This window comes from Geminocystis sp. GBBB08, assembly GCF_016743215.1.
Classification (GTDB): Bacteria; Cyanobacteriota; Cyanobacteriia; order Cyanobacteriales; family Cyanobacteriaceae; genus Geminocystis.
Genome location: NZ_VRZC01000079.1, coordinates 1 through 16,793 on the forward strand (window position 1 = coordinate 1; position 16,793 = coordinate 16,793).

The window sequence follows — 16,793 nt, forward strand, 5'->3', positions numbered from 1 at the left end:
CTTAACACGTTGTTGTTACCACTGGCATCGGCATCTGTAATGGTGATGTTACCAATTAGCACTCCTGTCCCAATAACAACGTTCTCATTGATGGTGTTAGCTGATAGAGCTAAGTCGGTGGGGGCTTGATTACTAGGGATATATAATTGTACATCATTACCATCTCCTCCTTGATAAGTAATAAGGACATCCAAAGAGTTACTTGTGCCAACGGTTGCCCCTTCTGCTAATCCGCTAAAAGTTCCCGTGACGACATCGACACCATCATTGTCAATGAGAGTAAATTGTTGTCCAAAAGTCGCACTATAACCCGTCAAATCTAGGCTTAAGGTTGAACCGTTTAAATCCAAAGTACCTGTCAACTGAATCTTGTCAAAACGAGCAGTTGCACCTCCATTGTAGTTAACTGTCATGGTGTCGTTAAGAAATAGAGTACTAGCAACAACGGTAACGGTAGCACCTAAAGTTGTAATTCCGGGCTGTCCATCGCTATCGGAATTGATGTAAACCGCTCCACCACTGCTAATAGTGCTATTATTATTCAAATTGATGGTATTTCCTAATAGACTTATCTGCCCTGAAGTACTTATGATAGAATTATTAGTACCGAGGTTAATACCAAAGTTTGAACCCGTAGCCGTACCCGTTAAACTGATATTTCCAGTATTACTCTGAATTTTAGAGTTAGTATTTTGAATTCCGATACCATCACTACCAGATGTACCACTACCTCCTATCCCTATGACTGTAATATTTCCTATCCCAGTAGAAGAAATACTCCCATTCGAATCCAAGAAAACACCCTGGTTGTTACTAGTGCCACCACCACCGGTACCTGTTACATTGATGTCACCGTTAAGGGAGGTTATACTAGTACTGCTAGTACTACTACCACCAATATTAACCCCCCTATTACCAGTTCCTGTTGTACTATTAAGACTGTTGCCAGTTACGGTAATTGTTGCATTACCGGTAGAAGAAATACTCCCCCCCCCAGGCAAGTGAACACCATTGTTGGTATTAGTGCCACCTCCACTGGTGCCTGTTATCTTGATGTTACCGTTAAGGGAGGTTATCCTACTATTTGTATTGGTAACATAAACACCATTATTACCTGTACTGGTGGAGGCAGAAGAACCTGTACCTGTTACGGTAATGGTTGCTGTATCTGTGGAGGATATATATGCTCCACTCTGTAGGTAAACACCACGGTTGCTACCATTGCCTTGACCGGCTGTGCCGTTGATCACGATCGCACCTTTTACGGAAGTAATAAAGCCACCAGATTGAGCCCAAAACCCAGCATGACTTCCACTGCTCGAGTCATCCCAACCTTTACCGGTTATGGTAATGGTGGCGTTACCTGTAGAGGATACCGAAACACCACTATTCATAAAAACACCTACTTGATCAATGCTAGCACCAGAAATGCCAGTACCATTGATAGTAATAGGATTATCTACAGAGGTTGTGGTAGTAATTGTAGTGCCCATTTCTATGGTGATTTCTTGTCCATCGATAACGATGGTTTCATGGTCATTTTCATTTTGAATACGGTTTAATTCGGCTTCCCCGGGGGTAATACCCCGCACTAGTAAGGAAAAAAGTTCTCCCTCATCCCCCTCAGGATCAACGGTATTAATGTTGGCATCGATAAAGTGACCAATTTCTTCTAAAACTAAGGCTGTGATTTGTTGTGAGGTTGCTGTGGCTAAAAATGAATCTGACAGATAAATAGTATTGGTACTAATAGCGTAGCCTCCCAGTGCATTACCTAATATCTCACTACTGAGGATTTTGATGACAGGTAAACTGCTAAAGTCATTGTTTAACCATTGATTCCTGAAATTTTGCGCAATGGCTTGGTTGTATTCTGTGCCGAAAATTAATTCCAAATCTGTCCAAAAACTGTTAGAACTTGCAAAATGCCTTAGTTGTTCCTGTACCGAGACAACATTCATTACGTTAGCGTTCATGGGTTTTTTTGACTTGCTGTGATAAAGATTATTATTATAAGATCAATCTATTCAAACAAAGTTGAATTTAGCGATACCACAGGACGTGCCTATGCTATTGAAACTTTAAATTCGGATCAATTAATCATATTACTTAGATCTGGCATCTCTATCATCAATTCTCGATGAGGATAGGGAAGAGGGAAAAGTAATCAGAATTGATTTTTCCCGTTTTATTTTATTGGTATTATTGTACTGGTGCAAGATCTGAGTATTACATCATGATCCGCTAGAGAAGAATAAAGAATTTGCCACCGTTTAAAATAAAACTAGCAAATATTGAAATTACCAATAGGAAGTAAGCATCATGGTTAATCTTGAGCAAATACAACATGACATAAGTGAACTACCAGAAGAAGCACAAATGTTAGTTACTGACTTTATTGAGTGATTAAAACAACGCTTAACAGATAACATTGCTATATTAACTATTTCCTCTTCCCTTTATTCAATGACAGCACTACCAGTTCCTTGAAACATAAGCCATGACAAAAAGAAATTAGTGATAAAAATAGCAATTAAGGAAATAACCACGGCTTCAGTAGTCGATCGACCGACACCTTTTGCTCCTCCACTGGTAGTCAAACCCCAATTACAACCAATAATAGCGATTAACGATCCAAACACCACAGATTTAATGACACAAACAACAATATCCCATGTTTTGAGGAAATTCCGGACAGAATCTAGAAAAATTGAGCTAGAAATATCATAAAATACATCAGAAATAATTAATCCTGCTATCATACCGATAAGCAAAGAGAGAATACTTAAAACAGGTAGCATTAAAGCACAAGCAATCACTCTTGGAGTAACTAAATAATCAATAGGATCTGTTTTTAAAACATATAAAGCGTCAATTTGTTCTGTTACTTTCATCGTGCCAATTTCCGCAGCAAAAGCACTTCCAACCCTTCCGGCTAACACCACCGCCGTTAAAACCGGTGCTAGTTCACGGGTTAAAGCGATCGCCAAAACGCCTCCTACCGCACTGGTAGCCCCAAAATAGATAAACTCTCTAGCTACTTGAATAGTGAATACCATCCCTACAGAAGCTGAAGTAATTAAAGCAATAGGCAAAGAAGCAGGACCCACAAAAGCCATTTGATCTAAACTATTGATACGGTAGATTTTTGCTTGTAGCAGATGAACTAAAATTTGTCCCGTCAAAAATAGTCCTGATAATAAACGTTCAAATACCTTATTCATAGGAAAGAGGAAATAGATTTGAGATAATATAGCAGATAACGAGTTGATTAGGACGTTTTGACTCAGATCTTGCACCAGTACAATAATACCAATGAAACAAAACGGGAAAAATCAATTCTGATTACTTTTCCCTCTTCCCTCTTCCCTTTTCCCTATCCTCATCGAGAATTGATGATAGAGATGCAAGATCTAAGTTTGAGATTCCTTCCTCTCTATGCTCGGAATGACAACTATAGATTTTGAGAATGTCTTAACTAACCCGTTTATTGCTATAGATCAAATGGGGTTATTTGACATTCTCCTGTCACCAAAACGATTAGGTTTTTGAATCTATGGTGAGGGCAATAGCTGACATTTTTGGTAAAACATTCTAAATTCTCTACTTACCTTCTACTTTAAAACGTTCTACGGAAGAAATTAAATCTTTTGCAATACCGACTAAATTTTGAAGTGAACCAGCAACTCGTTGAGATTCTTGAGAAGTAGCTTGAGCCGTTAATTCTACCGCTTGCATTACTTTTGCCACTCCTCTTGAATTTTCCCGTTGTTCATCAGTATCGGCGGTAATCGATCTCACGAGGGCATCAATACGGTTAGAAACTTGAATAATATCTTCTAGGGAGCGTTTTGCCTGTTCAGATCTGTCTGTAACATCTCGTACCTGTTGGATACCTTCTTCCATAGCTGTCATTACCGATCCCGTTTCCGTTTGAATTTGTAAGACGATTTGTTCAATTTCTTGCAAAGATTTAGCAGAACGATCGGCTAACTGTCGAACTTCATCCGCAACGATGGCAAATCCTCTACCAGCTTCTCCAGCCCGTGCGGCTTGAATAGAAGCATTTAAAGCTAACAGGTTAGTACGAGAAGAAATTTGAGAAATTACTGCCACAATAGTAGAAATTTGTTGAGATGCTTCTGCTAATCGTTTTACCTTACGAGTAGTTTCTGATACGGTTTCCCTAATTTGTAAAATCCCAGCTACAGTTCGCTCTACCGCATCTCCACCTTTAAGGGCTGTAACACTAGAAGATCGAGCAACCTCCTCCGCTTCCCTAGCATTCTCAGCTACCCTTTGAATAGAGTCTGTCATCATTTGAACAGAATTTAAGGTTACCGCTAATTCCTCCGCCATTCTCAACGCATCACTGGATTGATTTCGGGCAAATAGTTCACTATCTGTACTTGCTTTGTTTACTTGAACGGCGGCTTGTTTTACTTGTTTAACGATTTTGCGTAGGTTGGTAATAGTTAAGTTAAAAGCATCAGCTACAGCCCCTAATACGTCCGCCGTCACCTCCGCTTGTACTGTTAAATCTCCCCTTGCGGCACCCTCCACATCATCGAGTAAGCGAATAACTTGTCTTTGTAAATCTTCCCTTGCTCTTTCTGTTTCTTCCGCTCTTTTTCTGGCTTCTGTGGTAGTAGTATTAATCATTTTTGCCATTTGATTAAATCCCGCCGCTAAAGTACCAAATTCGTCCTGAGAATAAACCGTTGCTTTTACTTCATAATTACCCTGATAAACAGACTCAAATTGATTTTGTAGATCACTGGTATAACGTTTGATATGATTAGTCATTAAATAACCTACCCCTATAGTTGTGCCTCCTCCAGCAATTCCGGCCACTAAACTTAAAAGAAATCTTTTAGAAAAAGGATAACTAACTGTTGGTTTTGAAGGGGATTTTTCGGTCCCTTTTTTTTCAGTAGCATTTGGTAGTTGCTTATTTTTAACCTCAGTAGTAGTAGGATTAATAGTTGCTGTTAAACTACTCATAATAAATACCACCAAAAATGTAACTATAGCTGTTACGCCACCATGAACTAATTGTTTCCGAAATAAAGGTAAATCAAAATATTGAGCAAGATTACCTTGGGGAATTTCTACTTCAGGAATGACGTTGACGGACATGGGGGTGGTAGAGATGTCTGTCAGAGAAGAGGATACACTAATTTCCTCATCTTCTATCTCCAAATTAATGCGATCGGTATCAAAACTAAAACTTCCAGTAATTTCATTCTCAAAATCATCATCAAAAACACTATCTGTGCTATCAATAAGATTAAAATTTTTATCTCCCCGTTGTTCTTTAGTAAAGATACTAGAAACAGGTAATTCATCAGCTCCAATATCAGGAATATCATCTAACTCATCGGGAGCAAAAAAGAAATTATCTTCTTCTTCAGGCACTAAAGGCTCATCATCATTCAATTCTGTTTTCAAAGAATTTGTTTTAGCAGAAGTTAAAGGCTCTAATTCGGAACTATAATCACCAAAATCCTCCTCCAAATTGCCTAATAATTCCCTGCCTCCCGTTAACATTTTTTCTAAATCGCTTAATTCAGGCTCTTCAGAGGAAACGACAAAAGTAGGAGTACCAGTTTCTTGTAGTTCATTAGGATTAAAGTCATCTTCCTCATTATCCAACTCATCATAGTTAAAGTCAGAGTCATCAAAATTCATCTCGAATAAATTATCTTCTAAAGGTTGAGGAGTAGATTTATGATTATTAGAAGGATAATCAATAGCTATATTGGCTGCCGTATCATCATCGTCGGGGACAATTTGATTAATGATTTGTTTTTCAGAAGCTTTAGACGGTTTAGCCTTGGGAGGCGGAGAAGAAAAATCTTTATTTAGAGGTGCATTTTGTTGTAGAGTCGGATCTTCAATATCTTCCTCCTCTAAATCTTGAGCATCCCAATCAATACTATCAAATTGAATACTACTAGTCCAATTATCATTCGGTTCATCATCGTCAATTTCTTCAATATCATCCTCAAAAGCTGGAGTTTCGACTTCATCAGGATAAAAATCGTCTAATTCTTCTTCTTCTATTTGTGCTAACCCTTGATGGGCTAAATTAACTAACTCTTGATGTTCTGTCAAATTTAATACTTGTTCATAGGTGGATTTCGCAATTTCATACTTTTGTTGACGTAAATAAATATGCCCTCTTAGTAATAAAATACTAGGATCATCAGGATAATCGTCGATAATGGAATCAGTAATATCACTAGCTTCCTCTAAATCACCTTCAATATAGGCTGTTTGAGCCTGTCCATATCTTTGTTGATAATCTGTTTCCGATACCATTGTGTCTTCTCCGTCAATTGCTAAATTCGTTATGTATTCTTGGTGAGTTGTACAATATATTTTATGCTACCCAACGAGCCGAGCGAAGAATAGCAATTTGATCTAAAAGTCGAACATAGTTATTTTCTTCATCTAACCATTCTCCCTGAATATAAGGTGCGATGTGGTCTGGTATATTTTGAGGTATTTGTAGGGTATCTACATCTAACCACTGCATTGCCCCCAATTTATCTACTGCCAAACCTAAAATAATTTCTTGTTCTTCAATGGCAATAACAGGAACTTCACTCCTGTCTGTATTTAACATATTAGGATAACCTAAAAATTGTCCTAAATCAGCTACCCAAATAATTTCCCCTCGAAGATTAATAGTACCTAATAGTAACGGTGAAGCGTTAGGGATCGGAGTAATTCTATCAGGCTCTTGTTGCATTACTTCTCGAATACCCACCGCAGGAAGAGCAAATTTATCTCCTGATGGTAAAGTAAAACGAAGATGTAACTCACCTTCAGGTGCTTGTACTTCTTCACCTTGTTGTTCAAGACCTAGAGAAATTTGAGAATTATTAATAAGTTTGGGATAATTTTGATTATCAGCCATGTTTTTTACTATGGGATTAAATTTTTTTTATATAATTAGAATTATCATTATCAAATTTGAATAGTAAATAAATAATAGAAGTTACAGATTTTTTGATCTATATTTTATTTTACTTTAACAATTGTTCTGTGTTCTTCTTTTTTTGATTAATATCTTGAAGTAATAAAAAAGGCAACTTTGTTTCGTGTAAAGATTAAACAGTCACTAATTTTCATTAAATTTCTTTAACAAGTTTTTTTGTGTAAAATTGAGATAAATTAATAATTTATGATTTTAGTAGTTGTCTAATAGTGGCAATAAGTTCTTTTGGTTGAAATGGTTTTGCCAAATAAGCATCTGCACCTTGCTTCATACCCCAATAGCGATCGAAATCTTCTCCTTTAGAAGAACAAATTAAAACGGGTAAATTTTTGGTTTGAGGATTAGATTTAATTTTGCGACAGACTTCATAGCCGTTCATTTTCGGCATAACTATATCTAATACTACAATATCGGGGTTAATGGTTGATAATATATCTAAAGCTTCAACGCCGTCACCGGCTACCTCAACTTTTAAACCCTGTTTGATTAAAAATTCACTCATCATTTTTCTTGTCGATAAACTATCTTCGACAAGCAATACTGTACTCATAATTATTGGTATGCTTTTATTTTTATTATAATTGTATATCTATTTTTACTTTCTATCCAAAAATGAGCAACTAATCAAGTATTAAGGAAAATTTAAAGATCAAGGGTAAAATGAGGGTATTTCAGTAGTTGTCTAATGATGATGATAAATTCTTTAGTTTTAAATGGTTTAGAGATATAAGCATCAGCTCCTTGTTTTAATCCCCAATAGCGTTCATATTGTTCTTTACAAGAGGTACAAAACAATACGGGTATTTTTTTAGTTTCAGGATTAGATTTAATTTTGCGGCACACTTCGTAACCATTCATTTTCGGGAGAATCACATCTAAGATAATCAAATCAGGGCGAATGAAAGGTAATTTTTCTAGGGCTTCCAATCCGTCAATGACTTCGACGAAGTTTAAACCCTCTGCCGTTAAAATATCACCTATTTTTTTCCTATCTCCTAAATTATTATCTACAATCAATACTGTAGCCATGATTAGACCTCTTGCAAAATCAAAAATAGAATAAATTTAGAATATTGATTTCTACTCAACTTTATTTTAATTATTGTCATTAAACCTAATACCTAATACCTAATACTTTAAGAAAATTAAGGTTGATAATCTTGAAGACGTTGAATTTTAGCACCTAATCCTTGCAACTTTTGCTCTAGATCTTGATAACCTCGATCTAAATGTTGTAAACCTTGTACAATAGTTTTACCATCAGCCGCCAAACCGGCTAATACCAGAGCAGCAGAAGCTCTCAAATCCGTTGCCATAACGGGAGCCCCCGATAACATTGGTACACCCACTACATGAGCTGAATTACCTTTGACTTTGATATTTGCTCCCATACGTTTAAGTTCTGCTACATGACGTAAGCGATTTTCAAACACAGTTTCTGTTACCAGACTGTTACCTTCACTAATGGTTAAAAGTGCCATAAATTGTGCTTGCATATCTGTAGGGAAGCCCGGATGAGGTAAAGTTTCAATATCACTAGCCCTTAATTCTCCCGGAATAGTGCGTAGAATATTTTTATCTTCTTGGATAACTTTACAGCCTATTTCTGATAATTTAGCAATCACCGGAATGAGGTGATCATGATTTACAGAAGTAACTAATATTTCAGAATGAGTAATTGCCCCAGCTACGAGAAAAGTACCAGCTTCAATGCGATCGGGTATAATTTCATAATCAGTACTATGTAAACGTTCAACACCTTTAATTACAATAGAATCTGTTCCCGCCCCACTAATTTTTGCCCCCATACTATTGCAGAAGTTGGCCAAATCGACAATTTCCGGTTCTTTTGCTGCATTTTCGATCACTGTTACACCGTCAGCTAAAGTAGCGGCCATCATAATAGTTTCTGTAGCCCCAACACTAGGATAATCTAAGAAAATATTTGCACCCTTTAAACGGCCACTACTACCTTTTACGGAAGCATTAACGACACCGTGTTCTATAGTTACATTAGCTCCCATAGCTTGTAAACCTCTAACATGAAGCTCTACAGGACGAGAACCAATAGCACACCCTCCGGGCAATGGAACTTGTGCTACACCTAAACGAGTTAAAATAGGACCAATAACGAAAAAACTAGCTCGTAACTGAGAAACTAAATCATAGGGGGCTTTTTCTGCCTTTAAATTACGGGAGTTAAATTCCCAACTTGAAGTCATTTTTTTAATTTTAACCCCAAGAGAAGCTAAAACTAGCCCCATAGTGTTAATATCCGAAAGGCAGGGCATATTATTTAAACGACAATCATCATCACAAAGTAATGTTCCCGCCATGATAGCTAAAGCGGAATTTTTGGCACCACTAATTTTTACCTGCCCTTTGAGGGAATTTCTACCCATAATTTCTAAAGCAGGTTGGGGAAGGGAGTTGAGGTTGACGGTGTTAGAGATGAGAGTTTCTGGGGAAGTATTTATAGTTTTGTCCTCCGAATTAAATTCTTTTAATATAAAGTTTTGTCACAATTTCGTTTTGATTCTACCTGATAAATCTCCTTTTGTTCAATAGAATTTTGGCAGAATTAAGAATATCCAACTAAGATCTTATTAAAACTTACAAATTAGGAGGAAAATGCCTATTCTACAATTATTAGTTACTCATTAGTTGTCTTTTTCCCTGATTTTATAGTTTACGGATCGTAAAATTAGAAGAATATATCCATTTCTGATCTTCCTGTAGTTTTAAGCCAATTTTGAGCTTCTAAGTAATTATTCGGAGAAATTCTGATGGCTTGTTTCCAATATTCGGCGGCTTTATCAAATAACCTTTCGGCTTCGTCTTCTTCCAACTCTTGTTTACATTTTTCCCCTTGATGATGATAAATAACGGCAATATTATTTAAAACAGAAGGTTTACGAGGATTTAATTCTAAAGATTGATGATAATAGTCTAAGGCTTCTTCTAACTTTCCGTTACTAGCATGAATTAAGCCTATATTGTATAAAATTTCACTGCGATCGTTGGAATCTTCTTCTAATTTAAGGGCTTCATAATAATTATCTAAGGCTTCGGCATATTCACCTTCAGCTTGGGCAGACATTCCATCACGATAATAAACAAAAGCCTCTTTTGATTTAGCATCAATGGGTAAAACCTTAAGAATAATATCCGCCATGACGGTAAAAGTTTTATCAATAAAATTATCATTTCTTTGAGATCTAGACATATATTAAACAATGAAGAATAAATTAACGAATAGTTAGCTATTACCTATTACCTATTACCTATTACCTATTACCTATTACCTTATTATCTTGATCATTTTTTTGATGGTTCAAGGATGGTATTATTTGGGTGTGCGAGTTACAACTAGATCAATTAAACCATAATCCCTAGCTTCTTCTGCTGACATAAAGAAATCTCTTTCCGTGTCTTCTTCAATTTTTTCGAGATTTTGCCCAGTCTGAGAAGCGATATAAGTATTTAGTTGTTTTTTGAGATAAAGTATCTCTCTAGCCTGAATTTCGATGTCTGTAGCTTGTCCTTGGGCACCCCCTAATGGTTGATGAATCATAATTCTGGAATTAGGTAAGCTCATTCTTTTACCTTTAGCACCTGCACTTAATAAAAATGCACCCATACTAGCGGCTAAACCAACACAGACAGTACAAACATCGGGTTTAATTTGATTCATCGTGTCAAAAATACCTAAACCAGCCGAGACTGAACCACCTGGGGAGTTAATATAGAGATAAATATCTTTTTGAGGATCTTCTGCTTCTAATAGTAATAGCTGTGCCACTAAAGAATTAGCTAATTCATCAGTTACTTGTTCTCCTAAAAAAATAATTCTTTCTCTAAGTAAACGGGAGTAAATGTCGAAAGCACGTTCACCACGACCGGAAGTTTCAATAACAGTTGGAACCATTTCGTTAAGCTCAATTTATCTTAATTATTCTTGATAATCTTGATTGTACCTAATATCGGAACGATTCATTAGAGTTGACACTTCCAAGCATGGATAATGACTTACTTTACTTACCTAGTTTTTGACTAAAATTTACTAAAACTCCGCATTTTTTTCCTATTATCTTATCCCTAAACCCTTGATTTTTATAGCTTTCTGATTTGTTCAGCAGAACCGACTAAAACAAAATTTTTGATTTAGGTAAGTTTTAGCCATAATCCAAAATCATCAACACTCATGGGTTTAGCATATAAATATCCTTGTCCATAATTACAATCTAAATCTATTAGTATCTGTTTTTGGGTTTCTGTTTCGATACCTTCACAAACTACCTCTAAATCTAAGTTATGGCAAAGAGTAATAATTCCTTGCAAAAATTTGATGTTTTTTGGATGAGAATTTAAAGGTTTGACAAAGGCTTTATCTATTTTGATTTGGTGAACGGGAAATGTACGCAGTCTAGCTAATGATGAGTAACCAGTACCAAAATCATCTATGGCAATTTTAACACCCAGGTCTTTAATTTTACTGAGAATATTGGTAATTTGACTGTTATTATTATGAGCGATAACTGTCTCTGTTACTTCCAATCGTAAATTAGAAGGAGATAAATTATTTTCTGGGAGGATTTTAATTATCTCGTTTAATAAATTCCCCGCCTCAAATTGTTTTCCGGCTACATTAACATTGATGGTAATATCAGGGGAGACTAATTTTTGTTTCTGCCATAATTGAAGTTGATGACAAGCAGTTTTTAACACCCAATTACCTAAGGCTAGGATTAATCTACTTGGTTCGGCAAGGATTAAAAATTTACTAGGGGATAAAAAACCTAATTCGGGATGCTGCCAACGCACTAATGATTCTATACTGTATAATTTGCCTGTTTTTAAATCAATAATAGGTTGGTAAAAAAGAGTTAATTTACTTTCTTCAATGGCTTTTTTTAATTCATTTTCTAATTTTAATTTTTTGATAAAATTTTCATACATTTCACTGCCAAAAATTTGATAGCTACCTTTGCCTTTATTTTTTACTTGATACATGGCAATATCTACATCTCTAAATAAATCTGAAGCTGTGGCATAAAAATTATTTCCAGTTAAATGATTACTAATAACAATACCAATACTTGCACTGGTGAAAAACTCTTGATTATATACATAAAAAGGGAAACTAATTTCTGTTTGAATTTTTTTGGCAACAGTGACGGCATCTTCTACAGTATCAATGGAAGTTAATAAAATGGCAAATTCATCACCGCCAAGTCGGGCTATGACATCTTGATCTGTGACACATTTTTGCAATTGACAAGAAATATTAATTAAGAATTGATCTCCAACTAAATGCCCTAAACTATCATTAATGGTTTTAAAATCGTCAATATCTATTAATAATAAAGCAAATACATAATCAGGATTTTTATGGATTTCTTGCAATAAAGTTTCTAAATATCCCATAAAATAAGCCCGATTCCATAGTTTTGTCAGAAAATCAGTATTAGCAGCTTCCCATAATTGATTTTCGGCTTCTTTGCGAAGAGTGATATTTTGGCACACTGAAATAAAATATTTAGGATTTTTTTGGTTATCTCTAATAACGGTAATAGCAGTTTCAAACCATTTTATATTCCCATTTTTATCAATACAACGTTTTTCTAAGGGTTGAGGTGGAAAGACTTTATATTCAATCACTTCATCAAAATATTCTTGTGTTAAAGAAATATCTTCTGGGTGAGTTATATCAAAACAACTTTTTGTTAGTAATTCTTTTTCGGAATATCCCAATAAATGACATAAAGTTTGATTGACAATTTTAAATTTATAGTCTGAGGTTGAAACGCAGATACCCACAGCAACTTGATTAAAAATACCGTTTAATAATTCTTCCCTTTGTTGAATTTTTATTGCCATTTCTCCTAACACTTTTCCTAAAATTATTCTTTCATCATCAAAAAAAGATAAAACTAATTCTTTATCTAAAGAAATATTCATTTGATAGTTACCTTCACCTATGGCTTTAGCATAATTTTGTAAAGTTTTAAAACGGATAGTTAATAAAGTTGATAATCCATAAATAATTGCTAAAAATATAGGATAAGATAAACCAAAAGATAATAAAATTTGTTGTTTAATTTGAGCCTGTATTTCTTTTATTTCTCTTGTTTCCATATCAGCACCAATGGCAGCTAAGATATTACCTGATTTATCTCTAATAGGTGCATAAAAAGTAATCCATTCTCCCCATTTATCTTGATAAAAATCTCTAAATTCTACTACCCCATTTGTTAATGTGTTAATGTGATGCTGTGTCGCCATTGCCGTTTCTAAAAACTTAGCACTTTTGCTAGAGTCAATATTCATCCAAACATCAACTAAATAAATAATTCTTTTTCCTTTATTTTCATGGCTTTGAGGAGAATTATCTTTCATAAAGGAATATAAAAAAATTTGGGGATTTATTTCATGTCGCCTTTCTAGCCATTGTAACTGATTTTGATAACGAGGATCATCTGAACTACCTTGACTATTGGGTTTTCCTTCTTGAGACAATGCCATTAATTCTTCTACATTAATTTGTTGTGCGGAAGTGATAGCAATTCTTTGTAAATCTTCTTTTAATCGTTGGAGAGTTTTTTCTGTGGTAAAACGATAAAACCAAAAAGACATACCACCAAAAAAGAGGGTAAATATCAGGCTGAAACTGAATAAGATTTTGGTGCGAAGACTAACAAATTTTTTCATAATCTTGAATCAACTTATGTCATAGATGATAAATGAAAATCTCACCAATAATTTGTCAATTATACTTTGTAAGCGGATAATTTAATTTTGATCAAGGTAAGTAATCGGCAACCTCCTTTATTCTCCTCCAAAGGCAACTCTATTTTTGGCAGTAAACCATAAATCACAATTTCCCATAATCTATAGCAATACTAAATCAGTTGTGAAATATTTAAAGATAGGAAATAATGTTTTACCTATTATTAAACAAGGAGTTTAAACCCCTTGCTTTTCCTTTAAATTTGTAGTCCTTATTTTGCCACGAATCATTTAGGATTGCTATAGGCTTTAGGAATATTAACTGTTTCTTCGATAACTTTCACCAATTCATTGCCAAAATTTCCCACAAATAATATCAAATCTACGGCTCAAAATTCTAAGGCTTGTTGATCATCTTCATTCTAATATTCGTGAAGATCTCTGATTAGGGCTATTTTAATGGTTGTTTTGGTAAGACCAATATTAGCTTAATAAATATTTACCTTTTTTGAGATTGTTGCCTAAATTTAGACTAAGTAAAAGATGATTTTTTGTTGATAAAAATATGCCTAAATATGCTATGATACTCAATTAATAATAAAAAATATACAAAAAAAAGTTAATTTATGAATGAAGATTTACCTGTAGTTTATATTTCTATTTTATTAGGTTTATTAGCAATTGTTGCCATTGTTTTACTTAGACAAATTATCAAAACTAGGAAAACTGAAAACCGTTTCTCTAAACTACAAGATAAACTTAAAAATCAAAAAGGCACTGCTCAAGAATACTATGAATTAGCTGTTATTTATTTAGATAAAAAACTTTTTGTACAAGGGATACAATTACTGCAAAGAGCGATAAAATTAGAGGGTGAACTTGAGCCTGAAAATCGAGCGTTAATTTATAATGCTTTAGGTTTTGCTTACTTTTCTCAAGAACAATATGACATTGCTATTCGTAACTATAAAGAAGCAATAAAATTATATCCTGAATATACTATTGGTCTCAATAATTTAGGGAATGTTTATGAAAAAAAATTGTTAGTTTCTCAAGCCTTAGATTGTTATAAACAAACTTTACAATTTGATCCTAAAAATCCCATTGCATTAAAAAGAGTTAAATCTTTGGAAAAACGCCTTGTTATTAATTAAACTTGAGTTTGACATACAATTATAGAGGAAGATAAGACTAGAAGACTAGAAGGCTAGAAGGCTAGGAGAGAATTGACTTAAACATTATTTCAATAAAATCCTTGAATTTTGATAATTTTCAGCCTAAAATTTTAATTACTAATTAATAATTACTAACTACTAATTAAATTAGTCCCTCAAATTCTAATTCTTCAATCATTTGCAGTCCACGAGGATCACCTAATTTTAACAAAGCCATTTTAGCATCTTCTTTCACTCCTAAATCTTCATCTTCCACTAAGGCTTCAATTAGGGCATCGATGGCGGTGGCATAAACCACGTTATAAGGCAATTCTCGGCACAGTTTCCCTATAGTCCAAGCTGAATTACTACGAACTGCGGAAATGTTGTCTTGTCTTAAAGAAATAATAATTACTGGTATGGTTGTAATAATATCGTCATAGTTAATTTTGGCAATATTCGCTATGCTGGTAGAAGCCCATAATCTGACTGCACCAATATCATTTTTTAAGGCTTTGAGGAGGGGTTGAAAAGCACGGCGATCGCCACTATTTCCTAAAGCCCAAACAACACCTTTGCGGACATAACCATTAAAATCGTGGTTGAGGGTATTAATTAAAGGTTCAACTGTGGCAACATCAGTATTACGACCGAGAGCATAAGCGGCACTTACCCTAATTAAAGGACAATTATTGCTCAACTGCTCGATTAAGCTAGGAATAGCGCGCGCATCAGTAATTTCACAAAAAGCCCTGACAGCTTGAATTAACTCCTGTTTATCTTCACTATGAAGTAACTGTAACATTACTTCGGGATCAGGAGCGGGGGCTGTTTCTTCTTCAATCATGTCTAAAGGATCGACAGAAGAATCAAAATCAATGGCGGTTTGACTTAAACTTAGATCATTCATATAAAATAATGATACATTGACAATTAACAAATAACAATTAATAGTTAATAATTTTTAGGATGATATTGTCTGCCGTTGATTATTTAACAATAAAATGGTTAATTTTGAAATAAAATCGGCGATCATAAAATGGCCCTGTGCGATCGCATTAGGGAGTAATTTGGGAGATAGTTTAAAGATTCTCAATCAAGCTGTGGACAAGATTGCGAATATAGCCGGAATTGATCTTATTTCTCGCTCTACATGGCATCAAACTAAACCCATAGGGCCCCCTCAGCCTGATTACTTAAACGGTTGTATAACTATTAAAACTAGCCTTCTACCCGAAGAGTTATTAAAGTGTTTAATGGATATTGAAGAACAATTTGGACGAAAAAGGACGGAAAGATGGGGAGCGAGGACTTTAGACTTAGATATAATTCTCTATGATAATCAAATAATCCATAGCTTTTTCTTAAAGATACCTCATCCAAGAATGAGAGAAAGACTTTTTGTATTAATGCCTTTAACGGAAATTGCTTCTGATTGGGTTGATCCTGTCACGAAATTAACAATTAGTCAACTGTTGGATTTTTGTCTGAAGGAAAATATCTAAATTGTGTGCTATTATTTGTTGTTAGTTTTTTTAAATTAAAATGTCTAATTATTTACAAATTAATACAGCAAAAATAGCTCAAGAAATTATTGACGGTGAAGTTATTATCATTAATCTTGATGAAGGTTATTATTATAGTCTTTTAAATATTGGTACAGAAATTTGGCAAAATATTGAAAAAGGATTTTCTCAGGATGAAATTATCCAAGAAATATTAAATCGCTATGATGGAATTGCCGAAGAAATAAAAGAAAGTGTTGAAGGTTTAATTGATGAGTTAATAGAGGAAGAAATTATTTTATCTGTATCTCATTCTTTCTCTGAGAAAAGAGAATTTTCTGCAGTGAATATTAATGCTAAAGAAGGGGAAAAAAAACTTAAATTTGAAAACCCAAGATT

14 protein-coding genes are annotated in these 16,793 nt (G+C 34.5%); 3 read left to right on the forward strand and 11 right to left on the reverse strand.

The annotated features are described in order from the left end of the window. The 10 genes from FWJ34_RS11375 to FWJ34_RS11420 all read right to left on the reverse strand — a co-directional run. Positions 1 to 1,976: beta strand repeat-containing protein (locus FWJ34_RS11375; RefSeq protein WP_396231868.1), on the reverse strand; the 1,976-nt coding region annotated here is incomplete at its 3' end. Between the two features lie 483 nt (positions 1,977 to 2,459). Continuing rightward, positions 2,460 to 3,224, reverse strand: coding sequence for an MlaE family lipid ABC transporter permease subunit (locus FWJ34_RS11380; protein ID WP_308255438.1), 765 nt, complete (start codon positions 3,222 to 3,224; stop codon positions 2,460 to 2,462). Between the two features lie 379 nt (positions 3,225 to 3,603). After that, on the reverse strand, positions 3,604 to 6,324 hold the full coding sequence (locus tag FWJ34_RS11385) for a methyl-accepting chemotaxis protein (RefSeq protein WP_308255439.1): 2,721 nt from the start codon (positions 6,322 to 6,324) through the stop codon (positions 3,604 to 3,606). Between the two features lie 61 nt (positions 6,325 to 6,385). After that, entirely contained in the window at positions 6,386 to 6,925 is a 540-nt protein-coding gene (locus FWJ34_RS11390) for a chemotaxis protein CheW (protein WP_308255440.1), read from the reverse strand. 265 nt (positions 6,926 to 7,190) lie between these two features. Continuing rightward, on the reverse strand, positions 7,191 to 7,556 hold the full coding sequence (locus FWJ34_RS11395) for a response regulator transcription factor (RefSeq protein WP_308255441.1): 366 nt from the start codon (positions 7,554 to 7,556) through the stop codon (positions 7,191 to 7,193). A gap of 92 nt (positions 7,557 to 7,648) precedes the next feature. Further along, positions 7,649 to 8,035 carry a response regulator gene (locus FWJ34_RS11400; RefSeq protein ID WP_308255442.1) on the reverse strand — a complete coding sequence of 129 codons (387 nt, stop codon included), beginning with the start codon at positions 8,033 to 8,035 and terminating at the stop codon, positions 7,649 to 7,651. A 116-nt stretch (positions 8,036 to 8,151) separates the two neighbouring features. Then, positions 8,152 to 9,408 carry a UDP-N-acetylglucosamine 1-carboxyvinyltransferase gene (gene murA / locus FWJ34_RS11405; RefSeq protein ID WP_308255443.1) on the reverse strand — a complete coding sequence of 419 codons (1,257 nt, stop codon included), beginning with the start codon at positions 9,406 to 9,408 and terminating at the stop codon, positions 8,152 to 8,154. Between the two features lie 302 nt (positions 9,409 to 9,710). Continuing rightward, positions 9,711 to 10,232, reverse strand: a complete 522-nt coding sequence (locus FWJ34_RS11410; RefSeq protein ID WP_308255444.1) for a photosystem I assembly protein Ycf3 — start codon at positions 10,230 to 10,232, stop codon at positions 9,711 to 9,713. Between the two features lie 120 nt (positions 10,233 to 10,352). Continuing rightward, positions 10,353 to 10,934 (reverse strand): ATP-dependent Clp endopeptidase proteolytic subunit ClpP, encoded by a 582-nt coding sequence (gene clpP, locus FWJ34_RS11415; protein WP_308255445.1) that lies wholly within the window; start codon positions 10,932 to 10,934, stop codon positions 10,353 to 10,355. A 236-nt stretch (positions 10,935 to 11,170) separates the two neighbouring features. Continuing rightward, on the reverse strand, positions 11,171 to 13,717 hold the full coding sequence (locus FWJ34_RS11420) for an EAL domain-containing protein (protein WP_308255446.1): 2,547 nt from the start codon (positions 13,715 to 13,717) through the stop codon (positions 11,171 to 11,173). 644 nt (positions 13,718 to 14,361) lie between these two features. Here FWJ34_RS11420 and FWJ34_RS11425 point away from each other — a divergent pair. After that, positions 14,362 to 14,889: a tetratricopeptide repeat protein gene (locus FWJ34_RS11425; RefSeq protein WP_308255447.1), complete on the forward strand. Its 528-nt coding sequence runs from the start codon at positions 14,362 to 14,364 to the stop codon at positions 14,887 to 14,889. A 163-nt stretch (positions 14,890 to 15,052) separates the two neighbouring features. Here the strand turns inward: FWJ34_RS11425 and FWJ34_RS11430 are convergent, their stop codons facing one another. Continuing rightward, positions 15,053 to 15,799, reverse strand: a complete 747-nt coding sequence (locus FWJ34_RS11430) for a HEAT repeat domain-containing protein (RefSeq protein ID WP_308255448.1) — start codon at positions 15,797 to 15,799, stop codon at positions 15,053 to 15,055. A gap of 94 nt (positions 15,800 to 15,893) precedes the next feature. On the opposite strand from FWJ34_RS11430, the gene folK reads away from it, so the two are divergent. Together folK and FWJ34_RS11440 are read left to right on the forward strand one after the other, a co-directional pair. Further along, positions 15,894 to 16,394 carry a 2-amino-4-hydroxy-6-hydroxymethyldihydropteridine diphosphokinase gene (folK, locus tag FWJ34_RS11435; RefSeq protein WP_308255449.1) on the forward strand — a complete coding sequence of 167 codons (501 nt, stop codon included), beginning with the start codon at positions 15,894 to 15,896 and terminating at the stop codon, positions 16,392 to 16,394. A 40-nt stretch (positions 16,395 to 16,434) separates the two neighbouring features. After that, positions 16,435 to 16,793 (forward strand): PqqD family protein (locus tag FWJ34_RS11440; protein WP_308255450.1); only part of this gene is annotated, 359 nt, incomplete at its 3' end.